13 protein-coding genes are annotated in these 13,140 nt (G+C 64.9%); 8 read left to right on the top strand and 5 right to left on the bottom strand.

Annotation, left to right across the window (positions count from 1 at the left end):
* Nucleotides 1-8: 8 nt before the first annotated feature.
* Complete coding sequence (locus D9R08_RS04580) at nucleotides 9-638, bottom strand: NAD(P)-dependent oxidoreductase (RefSeq protein ID WP_121896869.1); 630 nt, start codon at nucleotides 636-638, stop codon at nucleotides 9-11.
* Nucleotides 639-713: 75 nt separating this feature from the next.
* On the opposite strand from D9R08_RS04580, the gene D9R08_RS04575 reads away from it, so the two are divergent.
* Together D9R08_RS04575 and ptsP are read left to right on the top strand one after the other, a co-directional pair.
* A complete protein-coding gene (locus tag D9R08_RS04575) occupies nucleotides 714-1,310 on the top strand; it encodes a TetR/AcrR family transcriptional regulator (RefSeq protein WP_121896868.1) in 597 nt (198 codons plus the stop codon).
* Between the two features lie 77 nt (nucleotides 1,311-1,387).
* A complete protein-coding gene (gene ptsP / locus D9R08_RS04570) occupies nucleotides 1,388-3,634 on the top strand; it encodes a phosphoenolpyruvate--protein phosphotransferase (protein WP_121896867.1) in 2,247 nt (748 codons plus the stop codon).
* Between the two features lie 665 nt (nucleotides 3,635-4,299).
* On the opposite strand, the gene D9R08_RS04565 is transcribed toward ptsP, so the two are convergent.
* Complete coding sequence (locus D9R08_RS04565) at nucleotides 4,300-4,782, bottom strand: GNAT family N-acetyltransferase (RefSeq protein ID WP_121896866.1); 483 nt, start codon at nucleotides 4,780-4,782, stop codon at nucleotides 4,300-4,302.
* An 80-nt stretch (nucleotides 4,783-4,862) separates the two neighbouring features.
* On the opposite strand from D9R08_RS04565, the gene D9R08_RS04560 reads away from it, so the two are divergent.
* Nucleotides 4,863-5,468: a flavin reductase family protein gene (locus D9R08_RS04560; protein ID WP_121896865.1), complete on the top strand. Its 606-nt coding sequence runs from the start codon at nucleotides 4,863-4,865 to the stop codon at nucleotides 5,466-5,468.
* On the opposite strand, the gene D9R08_RS04555 is transcribed toward D9R08_RS04560, so the two are convergent.
* Nucleotides 5,449-5,943: a hypothetical protein gene (locus tag D9R08_RS04555; protein WP_121896864.1), complete on the bottom strand. Its 495-nt coding sequence runs from the start codon at nucleotides 5,941-5,943 to the stop codon at nucleotides 5,449-5,451. The two genes, D9R08_RS04560 and D9R08_RS04555, sit on opposite strands and share 20 nt — an antisense overlap.
* Before the next feature lie 143 nt (nucleotides 5,944-6,086).
* Here D9R08_RS04555 and D9R08_RS04550 point away from each other — a divergent pair, with 143 nt between their 5' ends.
* The 5 genes from D9R08_RS04550 to D9R08_RS04530 all read left to right on the top strand — a co-directional run bounded on the left by D9R08_RS04550 (nucleotide 6,087) and on the right by D9R08_RS04530 (nucleotide 10,420).
* Nucleotides 6,087-7,193, top strand: a complete 1,107-nt coding sequence (locus D9R08_RS04550; protein WP_121896863.1) for an endonuclease/exonuclease/phosphatase family protein — start codon at nucleotides 6,087-6,089, stop codon at nucleotides 7,191-7,193.
* Nucleotides 7,194-7,430: 237 nt separating this feature from the next.
* Nucleotides 7,431-8,303, top strand: coding sequence for an S-methyl-5'-thioadenosine phosphorylase (locus D9R08_RS04545; RefSeq protein ID WP_121896862.1), 873 nt, complete (start codon nucleotides 7,431-7,433; stop codon nucleotides 8,301-8,303).
* Nucleotides 8,304-8,404: 101 nt separating this feature from the next.
* Nucleotides 8,405-9,046: a LysE family translocator gene (locus D9R08_RS04540; protein ID WP_121897252.1), complete on the top strand. Its 642-nt coding sequence runs from the start codon at nucleotides 8,405-8,407 to the stop codon at nucleotides 9,044-9,046.
* An 85-nt stretch (nucleotides 9,047-9,131) separates the two neighbouring features.
* The gene (locus D9R08_RS04535; protein WP_121896861.1) at nucleotides 9,132-9,794 is read left to right on the top strand and encodes a DUF2927 domain-containing protein; all 663 of its coding nucleotides are present in this window, start codon (nucleotides 9,132-9,134) and stop codon (nucleotides 9,792-9,794) included.
* 86 nt (nucleotides 9,795-9,880) lie between these two features.
* On the top strand, nucleotides 9,881-10,420 hold the full coding sequence (locus D9R08_RS04530) for an adenine phosphoribosyltransferase (protein ID WP_121896860.1): 540 nt from the start codon (nucleotides 9,881-9,883) through the stop codon (nucleotides 10,418-10,420).
* A gap of 56 nt (nucleotides 10,421-10,476) precedes the next feature.
* Here the strand turns inward: D9R08_RS04530 and D9R08_RS04525 are convergent, their stop codons facing one another.
* Both D9R08_RS04525 and D9R08_RS04520 read right to left on the bottom strand, forming a co-directional pair.
* The gene (locus D9R08_RS04525) at nucleotides 10,477-11,262 is read right to left on the bottom strand and encodes a hypothetical protein (protein WP_121896859.1); all 786 of its coding nucleotides are present in this window, start codon (nucleotides 11,260-11,262) and stop codon (nucleotides 10,477-10,479) included.
* Between the two features lie 838 nt (nucleotides 11,263-12,100).
* Nucleotides 12,101-13,054 carry a recombinase zinc beta ribbon domain-containing protein gene (locus tag D9R08_RS04520; protein WP_121896858.1) on the bottom strand — a complete coding sequence of 318 codons (954 nt, stop codon included), beginning with the start codon at nucleotides 13,052-13,054 and terminating at the stop codon, nucleotides 12,101-12,103.
* Nucleotides 13,055-13,140 lie beyond the last annotated feature (86 nt).

Raw genomic sequence — 13,140 nt, 5'->3', positions numbered from 1 at the left:
CACAGGCTCTAGTTCGAAATCGCCACGGCCTGGTGCAGATACCGCCGGTCGCCCAGTTGACGGGCGAGAAAGCCCGCGACATCGGCGCGCGCGATCTTCAGGCGCAGCCCCCGCTCCTGCGCCGAAAACCCTTCCTTGTAGAGGCCGGTGGCGGGCGCGTCGTGGAAGGCGCCGGGGCGCACGATGGTCCAGTCCAGCCCGCTGGCCCGCACCAGGTTTTCCTGCAACTCGTGGTCCAGAAAGACCGGCCGCAGGAGCAGCCCGAACATGATCCGCTTCCAGAAGAAGTTCAGGTTGCTCCAGCTATCATGGGCGCCCAGCGTCGACTGGCAGATCAGCCGGCGCACCCCATGGCTCTGCATCGCGCGAATCACGTTCAGCGTTCCCTGTGAGCGGATCACCGATTTGCGCGAACTGCCCGCACCCAGCGTGACGACAACCGCGTCATGGCCTTTCACCGCATCCAGAACCGCCTGTTCCTCCAGCGCATCGCCCGCTGCAAACGTCAGGTTCGGATCGTCTGGCCCAAGGGTCTGCGGATGCCGGGCAAAGGCCGTCACCCGGTGGCCGGCCGCCAGAATCTGGTCCACCGCGAGGCGCCCGATGCTTCCCGTGGCGCCGATAACAATCACATTCATGCTTTATTCTCCTGGATCAATTGACTTGACACGATGTCAAGTTGACACCGTGTCAATAATCGGCGACTTTACACCATGTCAAGAAAAAACGAACACACCCGAACGCGCATCCTGAAGGCCGCTCTGGCGTTGCTGGAATCCGGCACCGCCGTGCGGATGTCCGATATCGCCAGGGCAGCCGGGATCAGCCGCCAGGCGCTCTATCTGCATTTCCCCAATCGCGCCGATCTGCTGATCGCGGCGACCCGCTATCTCGATGAGATCAGCGACACCGACACCAAGCTTGCCGCCAGCCGGAGCGCGCGGCGCGGCACCGAACGGCTGGACGCCTATATCGAGGCCTGGGGCAACCATATCCCAGAGGTCTACGGCGTGGCCCGGGCGCTTCTGGCGATGCGCGACAGCGACGCGGAGGCTGCGACCGCATGGACGAACCGGATGGCCGCGATGCGCGAAGGCTGCGAGGCCGCCGTGTGGATGCTGGCGCGCGACCGCGATCTGAACCCGCGCTATGGCGAGGATCAGGCCACGGATCTGCTCTGGACTTTGCTTTCCGTGCGTGGCTGGGAACTTCTGCGCCTTGAATGCGGCTGGTCGCAGGAGGCCTATGTGGCCGAGATGAAGGTGGTGGCGCGGGCAGTCCTGCTCCCACCCCCCGGCGGGCGAGATTAACCCCTCCGCCGTTGCGCCCTGCCCCCGCGGCGCGCTATGCCTGAGAGACAGAACCCGAGGGGACGCGCGGCCAACCCATGCCCGAACAGACCGAAAGCGAAAGCCGCAAGCTGCTCAGACGCTTGCAGGCCACTCTGGCCGAGGCCGGCGAGGGGCAGGAACGGCTTGACCGGATCACCCATCTGATCGCGGATTCGATGGGAACCGAAGTGTGTTCGATCTATCTGCTGCGCGATCCGGGCACTCTGGAGCTCTGTGCGACCGAAGGGCTCGCGCCGGAATCCGTTCACGTCACGCGGATGCGGATGGGCGAGGGTCTGGTGGGCCGCGTCGCCGCCCGGGCCCGTCCGATCAACACCGCCAACGCCCCCGCCGAACCTGGCTTCCGCTACATGCCCGAAACCGGGGAGGAACGGTTTTCCAGCTTCCTCGGCGTGCCGATCCAGCGTCTCGGGGAGCGTCTGGGTGTGCTGGTGGTGCAGTCGAAGGATGCGCGCGAGTTCTCGGGCGATGAGATCTACGCGCTGGAAGTCGTGGCCATGGTGATCGCCGAGATGACCGAACTGGGTGCGTTTCTGGGCGAAGGCGCGGCCCTGTCGCCCCGCCACCAGCAGCAGGTCATGATCCGCGGCGGCAGCGCGCAGGAGGGTGTGGCCGAAGGCGTGGTCTATCTGCATGAACCCCGCGTCGTGGTCACGAACCCGATCGCCGAGGACCCCCATGCCGAAAGCGTCCGGCTGCGCGAGGCGGTGGACCAGTTGCGCGTATCCGTCGATGAGATGCTGAGCCATGCGCCCAAGGGCGACGGCGAGCAGGCGCAGGTTCTGGAAGCCTATCGGATGTTCGCAAATTCGCGCGGCTGGATGCGCCGGATGGAAGAGGACATCGCCCGCGGCCTGAGCGCCGAGGCGGCGGTGGAAAAGGAGCAATCCACCGCACGGGCCCGGATGGAAACGGTGCCCGATGCCTATCTGCGCGAAAGATTGCAGGATCTCGACGACCTGTCGAACCGGCTGCTCCGGCTGCTGACGGGTCAGGGCGCGGGGGCGACCGGGGCGCAGATGCCCGACCGCCCGGTGCTGGTCGCGCGCAATATCGGCCCCGGCGACCTGCTGGATTACGGGCGCTCGCTCAAGGCCGTCGTGCTGGAGGAAGGCTCGGTCGGCAGCCATGCCGCGATCGTCGCCCGCGCGCTTGCAATCCCTCTGGTCGTGAACGCGAAGCGGATCACCACGGAGGCGCTGAACGGCGACCCCATCCTTGTAGACGGCGATCAGGGCATCGTTCACCTGCGCCCCGAAGAGGCCGTGGCCACCGCCTTCCGAGACAAGATCGCGATGATGGCCGCCGCGCAGGAGCGCTATGCCTCGATCCGCGACAAACCGGCCGAAACAAAATGCGGTACGGTCATCAGCCTGCAGATGAACGCGGGCCTGATGGCCGATCTGCCCTCGCTGGTCTCGTCCGGGGCGGAGGGCGTGGGGCTGTTCCGGACCGAGTTGCAGTTTCTGACCCGCAACAAGGTGCCGCGCCGGGGCGAACTGGCGCAGCTCTATGCCAAGGTCATGGACAGCGCCGGGGGCAAGCGGGTGATCTTCCGCACGCTCGACATCGGGTCCGACAAGGTTTTGCCCTACATGAAGCCGCAGGACGAGCCGAACCCGGCCCTTGGCTGGCGCGCGATCCGCGTGGGTCTGGACAAGCCCGGCGTGATGCGGATGCAGTTGCAGGCGCTGATCCGCGCGGCAAACGGGCGCCCGCTGTCCGTGATGTTCCCGTTTATCGCGCAATTCGAAGAGTTCACCCAAGCCCGCGACCACCTGCTGCGGGAGATCGACCGGGAGGCGGCATTGGGCCATGTGCTCCCTGCCGAGGTTGAAATCGGTGCGATGCTGGAGACGCCGAGTCTTGCCTTCGCGCCGAGGCATTTCTTCGAACTGGCCGATTTCATCTCCATCGGCGGCAATGACCTGAAACAGTTTTTCTTCGCCGCCGACCGCGAGAACGAGCGGGTGCGCAGGCGCTACGACACGCTGAATGTGTCGTTCCTGACCTTTCTGGAACAGATCGTGCATCGCTGCGACGATACGGATACCCCACTCAGTTTCTGCGGCGAGGATGCAGGCCGGCCGATCGAGGCGCTCTGTTTCGGGGCGATGGGGCTGCGGACCCTGTCGATGCGCCCGGCCTCCATCGGACCGGTCAAGAGCCTGCTGAGGCGCGTCGATCTGCGGGAGTTGCGAAGCGTCATCAACGAGGCGCGCACCACCGGGGCGCAATCGGTGCGGCCTGCGGTGATGGACTGGTTCCGGCAACAGGGCTGAGCCCACGGGAGAGCCGGCGCGCGGTAACGCGCGCGGGCCCTGCAGGATCGGGATATCTCGGGCGGGAAGCCCGGCGGGCGATTGCGCCGGGGGATGATCCGGAAGGAAACCCGACCGGTTCGCATGGCGCGCCGGTCGTCTCGTCAGCCGGAAAGGCGGCGCCGCCGTAACGGGCGGAGCGGTTTGCGGTCCCGGGTATCATGCCGGGGCCTCGTGCATGCGGTTCAGGCTGCCATCCCTTGGCCCTTTGTAGGCTGTCTTCGGAAAGGCGGTTCAAACCGTCCCTGGATTGCAAGAGTGCCAATCTTGCGTCTGGTATACCGGGACCCGAAAATAGCAGAGACCGGTTAAGGGAAGGTTAGCCGCGCGCGAAATCCGGTGCCGCGAAAAGCGAGCGCCGGAACGGGCCGTCCGGAACATCGTTCGGCGGGCTACGGCGCGGGTTGCGGCTACCCGCGCGAGCCTTTGGATTTGCGGCCCGTCTTGCGGGGCGACAGGAAGGCGCTGGCAACCACCAGCGAGGCGTTGAGAGGAAGGCTTTTCATGGTCATCGGCTATCAATCTCCACGTGGGTGGGGAGACGGGCCATCACACGGCAGAGGACCGCGCAGAGGTGCCAGCCCCTCCGGTTCGCGGAGCATAGCCCGGGAAATCCTTCGCTTCGGTTAATGCGCCCAGGGGCTGACGGTGCCCGTGACTCCGGCCCAGTCGCCCAGCCCCAGCACCCGGTCGGGATTGGTGGGCGGCGGCATCTCGACCCCGCAGAGCCGCGTGAATCCGAACCGGCTGTAATAGGGCGCATCGCCGATCAGCATCACCCGCGGCCAGCCCGCCGCGCGCGCGCGCGTCAACCCGTCTTCCATCAACTCCGCGCCCAGCCCCTCCCCCTGGCGGGTGGGATGCACGGCAATGGGGCCCAGAAGCAGCGCTTCGGCGCCGCGCAGGCCCACGTGAACCGGCCAGAACCGCACCGCACCGGCCAGAATACCATCGGCATCGCGGGCGACGCGGCAGAGATCACGCACGGGCGGAATACCCTCGCGCAGGCGATAGCTCGACAAGGCCTCGCGCCCGGGCGCAAAGCACAGATCGTAAAGCGCCTCCACCTCCCATCGGTCGGCGGGGTCTTCGCGGGTCAGGTGAAACATCGGCCTTGCCGCTCAATTGCCTCTGGTCCCGGCCCTAGCACGAGGTTAGGTCTTTGCCAAATTAGAGAGGCTTATCATCCATGTTCTACAGACCGGAAGACGGCCACGGCCTGCCCCATAACCCGTTCAACGCCGTGGTATCCCCCCGGCCCATCGGCTGGATTTCGACCCGGGGCACGGACGGGTCCGAAAACCTGGCCCCCTATTCCTTCTTCAACGCGGTCGCCTATGTGCCACCGCAGGTCATGTTCGCGTCGACCGGAACGAAACCGGATCGGGGCGACACGAAGGACAGCGTTTCGAACATCCGCGACACGGGCGTTTTTTGCGTGAACATCGTGGAATATGCCGCGAAGGAGGCGATGAACCAGTCATCGGGGCCGTGGGACAGGGACACGGATGAATTCGCGCTGGCCGGCGTCGAGCGGGTGGATTGCGACACGATCGACTGTTCCCGCGTGGCCGGCGCGCCCGCCAATCTGGAATGCCAACTGACCCAGATCGTGCGTTTGCCGGGGGAGGCGAATTTCGTGATCTTCGGGGAAGTGACAGGCGTACATCTACGCGATGATTGCGTCGTCGACGGGCGGTTTGACGTGACACGGTTCCAGCCCCTCGCACGCCTTGGCTACATGGATTACACCCATGTGACGGAGCTTTTTTCGCTCAAGCGACCCGAAGGCTAGCCGGCGCGCTCTGCACCAGACGCACGGCCTCGACAAACTCCGCGAGTTTCCGGCCGCGCGGTTCGTCGGGTTTGCCGGTCAGGGCCAGAAGCGGAGTGTCGAAGCCGGGCCGCGCGGCGGCCACCTCTTCGCGCAACGTATCAAGCAGGCCGTGGCCACCACGGGTTACCGCGACACCGGCCACCGGGGGCAGGTGCCTGTGCGCCCGCAGAAAGCGGCGCGTCGGCGTGGCTAGATGTGTCACCCAGACCGGCGCCACGATCACCAGCCAGTTCGCGGGACCGATCGGCGGGGCCACGTCGATTTCGGGCAAACAACTGTAATAGCTGTCATATCCGGCGCGCAGATACCCAAGCGGACCGCCGTAGCGGGAGCAAGTGATCTCGGATATCCCGCCATCCAGCGCCCTGGCCAGATCCTCGGCCAGCGCGCGGCTGCGCCCGGTTCGGGAATAGGAAACGATACGGGTGGTCATCTGCCCGAAGACCTCTGTTTTTGTTAACTATTGTATCGTGCAAATAAGTACCTCGCGGCAGATGTCAATTCCGCGCCCTGCCTTAACGCGCCTGACACACGGGAGTGTGATAAACTGCGCCATCGTCGTGAAAGGAGTTTCCGTTGCCACGTACCAATCGCCGCGATCTGAGCTTCGCCACCTTCAACCTGCTGAACCTGTCCCTGCCCGGCCAGATCACCTATGGCAGCAAGCCCGCACTTGCCGATGACGCCGACGGGCAGGAGGCCTATGCCCGCAAGATCCGCTGGACCGCACAGGCCCTGCAACTGCTGGATGCGGAGGTGATCGGCTTTCAGGAAGTCTGGTCCGCCGCCGCGTTGATCGAAGCGTTCGAGGCGGCGGGCCTGCGCGATCAGTATGACATCATCGCCCGTGACGCGCCGGGCAAGGGCCGCCCGCAGGTGGCGCTGGCCGTGCGGCGGGGCGAGGACGGGGAAAGCCAGCTGATCGCGGGCAGCGCCGAATGGGTCGCGTCCTTCCCCGAGACCTTCCGGCTTGACGGGTTGCGCGAGGTCTGGGGCAGCGAGGAAGAGATCACCGTCACCATCTCGGAGTTTTCGCGCCCGGTGCTGCGCGCGCAGATCCAGCCGACGGGCACCCGCCCGAAACCGCCTCCGGTACAGCTTTTCGTGGCTCATCTGAAATCGAAGGGGCCGGCGCGCCTGTCCTTCCGCGATGCGCCGCCGGTGCTGGACCTGCACGGATCGGTGGTGAAAAGCGCGGTGGCCCATATCCGCCGCGTGATGGAGGCCGCCGCCCTGCGCGTGATGCTCGATGCCGAGATCAAGGGCGAGGCGTTGAGCCCCGTCGTGGTGCTGGGCGATCTGAATGACGACAGCCTGTCGGTCACCACCGAGATGATCTCGGGGCAGCCCGGCTACCGGCTGGAGGAGAAATCAACCGCCGGGTCCCGCTCCGATGCGGGGCTTTACGCTGTGGAGCGATTGCAGCAATACCGGTCGCTCCGCCACGTCTATTACACCCATATCTTCCGCAACAAGATGGAAAGCCTCGACCATATCATGGTGTCCGAGGAATTCTACGACCACGCCCGCAAGCGGCAATGGAGCTTTCGCGAGGCGGAGGTGATCAACGATCACCTGAACCGTGAAAGCAAGGCGGAACTGGCGGAAATCGGGGCCAGCGATCACGGGCTGGTGCGCGCCTATTTCGACTGGAACCCGATGCCCGAGATGAAGGAAAGCTGACCGCGGCGTGGCCTGCGCCCCGCGGGCCAGCCCGATCCCGCGGAACCGGCCTTTTTGGGTGCGCCCAACTTCTCCGCGCTGCGCGCCGGAGCGCACAAGATCTGAACAGGACATCCGCCATTTTTCCGACCGGCGCGTGTATTTACGGGCCACCAGGCCGCGCCGCGCCTGCGGCCGGTTGCCCGCCCTTTGCCGCCCGGCTAGCCTGTTGCGGCTGGCTTGCAGAAGGGGATAGGCATGGAAACGGTGATCGGGGTCATTGGCGGCTCGGGCGTCTACGAGATCGACGGGCTGGAGGGCGCGGACTGGACGCGGATCGACAGCGCCTTCGGCGCACCGTCGGACGCGATGCTGATCGGCCGTCTGGCGGGGGTGAAGATGGTGTTCCTGCCCCGCCACGGGCGCGGCCATGTGCACAGCCCCTCTTCCGTTCCCTATCGGGCGAACATCGACGCGATGAAACGGGCGGGCGTGACGGATGTGATCTCGGTGTCCGCCTGCGGCTCCTTCCGCGAGGACATGGCGCCGGGCGATTTCGTCATCGTCGATCAGTTCATCGACCGGACATTCGCGCGCGAGAAAAGCTTCTTCGGGCCCGGTCTGGTGGCACATGTCAGCGTGGCCCACCCCACCTGCCCCCGGCTTGGCGCGGCCTGTGCCAGCGCGGCGCGGGATGCGGGGGTCACCGTTCATGACGGCGGCACCTATCTGGCGATGGAGGGGCCGCAGTTTTCCTCGCTGGCGGAATCGAGGCTCTACCGCGATGTCTGGGGCTGCGACGTGATCGGCATGACCAACATGCCCGAGGCGAAACTGGCCCGCGAGGCGGAGCTTTGCTATGCCTCCGTCGCCATGATCACCGACTACGACAGCTGGCACCCCGATCACGGCGCGGTGGATATCAGCGAGATCATCGCCACGCTGACCGGCAATGCCGGCAAGGCGCGGGCGCTGGTTGCCGGGTTGCCGGGCCTGCTCGGCGCCTCGCGCGCTCCCTGCCCCCATGGTTGCGACCGGGCGCTGGAGCATGCGATCCTGACTGCGCCCGAAGCGCGTGATCCGGCCATGCTCGCCAAGCTGGATGCCGTGGCGGGGCGGGTTCTGGGGTAAGATCATGCAGGACGATCTTGCGGGTCCGATCCCGTTCGGCTCTTCTGACCGCGCCACGAGGCCCGCACCGGTGCGCGCCCGGCATCGAAAGGAGACAGATGATGAGTTTCGATACCTGGCTCGCCTTCGTCGCGGCCTCCACCGCGCTCCTGCTGATCCCGGGGCCGACGGTGCTTCTGGTGCTCTCCTACGCGCTCAGCCAAGGCCGCCGGGTCGCGGTCTCCACGGCGGCGGGCGTGGCCCTTGGCGATCTGCTCGCAATGACCGTGTCGCTGGCCGGGCTTGGCGCCCTGGTTCTGACTTCGGCCACTCTCTTCACCGTACTGAAATGGGTCGGCGCGGTCTATCTGATCTGGCTGGGGATCCGGCTGATCCGCACGGCGGGACGGGGTGGCCCGGACGACCTCGGCAACCTGCCGGCGACGGCGGAGATCACCGCGGGAAAGACCTTTTCCCATGCGGCCGCCGTCACCGCGCTCAACCCCAAATCCATCGCCTTTTTCATCGCCTTCGTTCCGCAATTCGTCGATCCGGATCGCCCGCTGATCCCGCAATTCGTCATTCTGATCGGCAGCTTCGTGGGCCTGGCGACGCTCAATGCGCTGGCCTATGCGCTGCTGGCGGACCAGTTGCGCGCCCGTCTGAGGCAGCCCGGCGTCATCGCCTGGCTGACCCGGGCGGGGGGTGCAACGCTGATCGGCATGGGCGTGCTGACTGCCACGCTGCGCCGCGCGCAGGGCTGACAGGGCGCGCCCAGGCTGCAACACCTGCCCACGACCGGTGGCCGGACCGCTTGAAACCCCCGCATCCCTCGCCCATCACAAACGCATGCTGACCCGCCGCACCTTTCTTGCCGCCCTCCTGCCCGTGCCCGCCGCCGCACAGGAATTCGTCGCGGTGTCCGAGATCATCAGCGACGATGATTTCTACCGTCTCGTCTCCTGCGGGGCGGCCCCGGATGCGGAGTGCACCAAGCCGCAGATCCGCTGGCCCCGCGACCGCCAGCTGCGCCTGCGCGTCGGTATCGCGGCGGTCGGCATGAGCTTCCCCGATTACAAGCTCGATCTGGTCGATGCCGCGCTGGATGCCGCGATCGACGAGGTCAACGCCTCCGGCGCGCGGCTGTTTCTGGAACGCGCCTATGAAGGCGCTTTCGACATTCCGGTCTATCTGCTGGACACCTCCCAGGGCGGCCAGATCAGCGGCACCGGCAACAGCGAGCTGGATGGCGCGACGATCTCCATCGGGCGCGTCGCGCTGCGGTCCCGCGGGCCCGATATCACCGCCGCGGCCATTGCCATCAGCCGCGATATTCGCCGCCGCGAGGTCGCCAGCGTGATTCTGGAAGAACTGGTGCAGGCGCTTGGCCTGCATACGGATATCGCCTCGCCCGTCTATCGCCGCTCGATCTTCTCGGAAGAGAGCAATTCCGTCACCCGCCTGAGCGGTCAGGATGCCGAGGCGCTGCGCCGCCACTACCCCCGGTTCTGACAGCGCGGCAATAAGGGCTGTTCGACAGGTGCGAACCCGCTACACTCCTCCGGGTGGCCACCGGCAAAACAGGATCCGCTGAACCGATGCTTGATCACAAACAGGTGCAGGATTACATCCGCACGATCCCGAATTTCCCCCATGACGGCATCATGTTCCGCGATGTCACCACGCTGTTTCAGGACCCGCGCGGGTTTCGTCTGGCCGTCGATCAGTTGCTTGCGCCCTTCGTCGGCCAACGCATCGACAAGGTGGCCGGGCTGGAGGCGCGGGGCTTCATTCTGGGCGGCGCGGTGGCCCATCAGCTGTCCAAGGGTTTCGTGCCGATCCGCAAGGCGGGCAAGCTTCCGGCCAGGACCATCGCGCAGGATTACGAGCTGGAATATGGCCGCGCGACAGTAGAGATCCATGACGACGCGTTCAGCCCCGGTGAGACGGTCCTGCTGGTCGATGACCTGCTGGCCACCGGCGGCACCGCCGAGGCCGGGATCAAGCTGATCGAACGTCTGGGGGCCGAGGTCATGGGCACGGCATTCGTCGTGGACCTGCCCGATCTGGGCGGGCGCGCCCGCCTTGAGGCGATGGGAATGTCGGTCCATGCGCTGTGCAGCTACGAGGGCGACTAGCGCGACACGCCCGCTGGATGCGGCCACTTGGCGCCATGGCGCCGGCGCCCGAGGCGTCAGATGTCGCCCGGACCCGACCGCCGCCGGATCGCAGACCAGATCTGCATCTCCGACAGCCCGTCTGACGGGATCACCGCCCCGTCCAGAACCACGGAGAAAAGCGCGGCCGGGCTGACCGAGCGGGTGCGGGCCGCACTGGCGGTCTCCAACCGGTCGTGACGCGCGGCCAGGCCGGCGTTGCGGGCCCGGTCCAGAAGGCTCTGCGCGCGGGCCTCAAGCTGCACCGACAGCCCCGTGCTCTGGATCACCAGCCCCGGCCCGAGACAGGCCGCCCGCCGGGTCCAGTCCTGCGGCAGGCGGGGCAGCGCCATCGGGCCTTGCAGGATCTTGCCCATCAGCCGCGTGTTTCCCTCGGTCCGGTCCAGGCAATGATATCCCCGCCCGGTCACGAACTCCGGCGGAATCAGGCCAAGCGCCGGGCCGCTCTGGGCCAGCACCGCCGCAAACCCGTAGAATCGCGCCCAATCTTCCACCGCCCCCCAAAGCCGGCGCACGGTACCCGGCCCCATGGATTGCGGGCCCGCGCGAAGATCGTGAACCACCACCGCATCGCCGGCCCCCTCGATGGGTGCCCAGGCCGACCGGCCCGGCGTGAACGCGATGAACCCCTGATCGGGCGCGCGCAGCATGCGAAGCTGCAAGCCTTCCTGAAACCGCGCCAGAAGCCAGTCGCGGCACATCACCGGGCCGCTCAGCGCCAGGGCGCGGTCGATATCCTCAAATCCGGACCGCTCCAATATGGGCGGCGTCACGGTCAGCAGTTCTGGGCGGTGTCGGGCCATCGGGGTCTCCGGCAAATGCCGCGTTTCCGGGGCGAGTATCCGAAGATCATCCCCGCCCCGCTTTGATCTGTCGCAAATCGGCGGAAAACTGCAACGTCAGGCTTAACGTTGGATTAACGGATCTGCGGCACAGTCATCGCCGGGCGCCTTCTCCCAGGGGGCCCGTCTGTTTGCTTGCAAAACAGTGCTGCGCCCTGCCATCCCCGGCAGGGCGTAGATGCGTTCGGGCGAAGACGCGCCGGGCGCGGGCCGCACGCCCCCCCTCGACGCCGCAGGACGGGCCTTGTATGCCTGCATCCGTGGCCGCTTGCTGGAACTGGTAGACAGACCGGACTTAAAAACCCCTTTGTTTACAAAAACTGGGTTTTTGCGTCACAAATTTTGATCGTGATTTCAGAGAGATCGCGAAACGAGTGAAAAGGAGTGGTTTTGAAAGACTGATCCGGGTGCCGTACAGGAGCTTGGAGCGCTACCCGTAGAGTGTGGTAGCGTTCAGCGCTATAGTGTGTGACATCCAGAGATGAAGAATGCGGACGTGGTGGAATCGGTAGACACAAGAGACTTAAGCCATGTTTTGAGTGCCTCAGCGGAAACGTTGGGAGTAGAACTGCTCAAATTCGGGGAAAGCTAACGGCTGAACTTTCGGCTCACGCCAATCCCGAGCCAAGCCAATCGAGACACGATCTCGAATGGAAGGTGTAGAGACTAGACGGGCAGCACCTAAGACCGGGGAACCGGTGATGGTGAAGGGATAGTCCAGACCACAAACGGCGCAGGCGCGCCGGCGGCGAAAGTCGTAGCGGGTAAGAAAATCTCTCGATCGTATGATCGTGCGGGTTCAAGTCCCGCCGTCCGCACCATTTTGACATCTGAGCATGTGAAACCGATCTAACACTTTGAATGGAAAGCTAATTTCCGGGGTTCTAGCTCCGTGATTTCGGCAGTATTTGATGCGGGTTCCGAAGGCGAGTTTGAGCACCAAACGGCGCAGGTGTACCTGTGCTTCTCCAGGCGTTTCCCATAGTTTCCAAGGGTTTGCGAGAAATGTCAGCGCAGGTTCTAGTTTTTCTTCGAAGGAGCCTTTGGGCTCGGTCTGCTTTTGCACCTTTTCAGCCAGGCGGGCTTTATCGTGCTCCAGAGACACGATCTCCGCCTCGTACACAGGGACGATGGCCTCGGTCTGGGCGGTAAGAACACGGCTGACCAAAGCTTCGATCTTCTTGTCTAGCGCGCGGAGCTGTCGTTGCGCGTCTCTCCTGAGTTCTGCCGCTTGGGTGCGGCGGGCGTCCCAGATGTGTCGGAACATGTCAGTGAGAAGCTGCACGACGCTCTGATCCGGCTGGAGTGATTTGATAATCTCGCCAACATCGTCCTCAAGTTGGTCACGCTTGATCGACTTGCCGTAAGCCTCACAGCCTTTGGTCTGACACAGGTAGTAGGCATATTGCCCACCGTTACCCCTCGTGATGGAGGAGCGCAGCGGTACCTCGCAGCAGCCACAAACAGCAATTCCCCGGAGCGCAAAATGATCTCCGATGTTCTTGCGCTTAGGGGCTTTGACGCTGCCAGACCGGCGTTCCTGGACCTTGTCGAAGGTCTCCAATGAGATCAACGGTTCGTGCTGTGCTTTCAGCCAGTGGATGCCATAACGCTCGGAGCAGATATGCCCTGTGTAAATCGGATGCGTCAGTAGATCGGTGACTCTCTGCTGCCTGAGCTTCCCGTCTTTTAGGTGCGGATAGTTCGGAAACGTTTCTAGGGTCAGGACCCATTGATTTTTGGGTGGCGGCATGATTCACGGTTCAAAAAACGAGCGGTGAACATGTCTGATCTTTTCTGGCTGACCGACGCGCAGATGGCGCGTCTTGAACCCTTCTT

The sequence above is a fragment of the Rhodophyticola porphyridii genome (assembly GCF_003688285.1).
In the GTDB taxonomy this organism is placed as follows: domain Bacteria; phylum Pseudomonadota; class Alphaproteobacteria; order Rhodobacterales; family Rhodobacteraceae; genus Rhodophyticola; species Rhodophyticola porphyridii.
The sequence above is the reverse complement of the archived record's forward strand: the minus strand, read 5'-3'. Positions and strand labels throughout refer to the sequence as shown.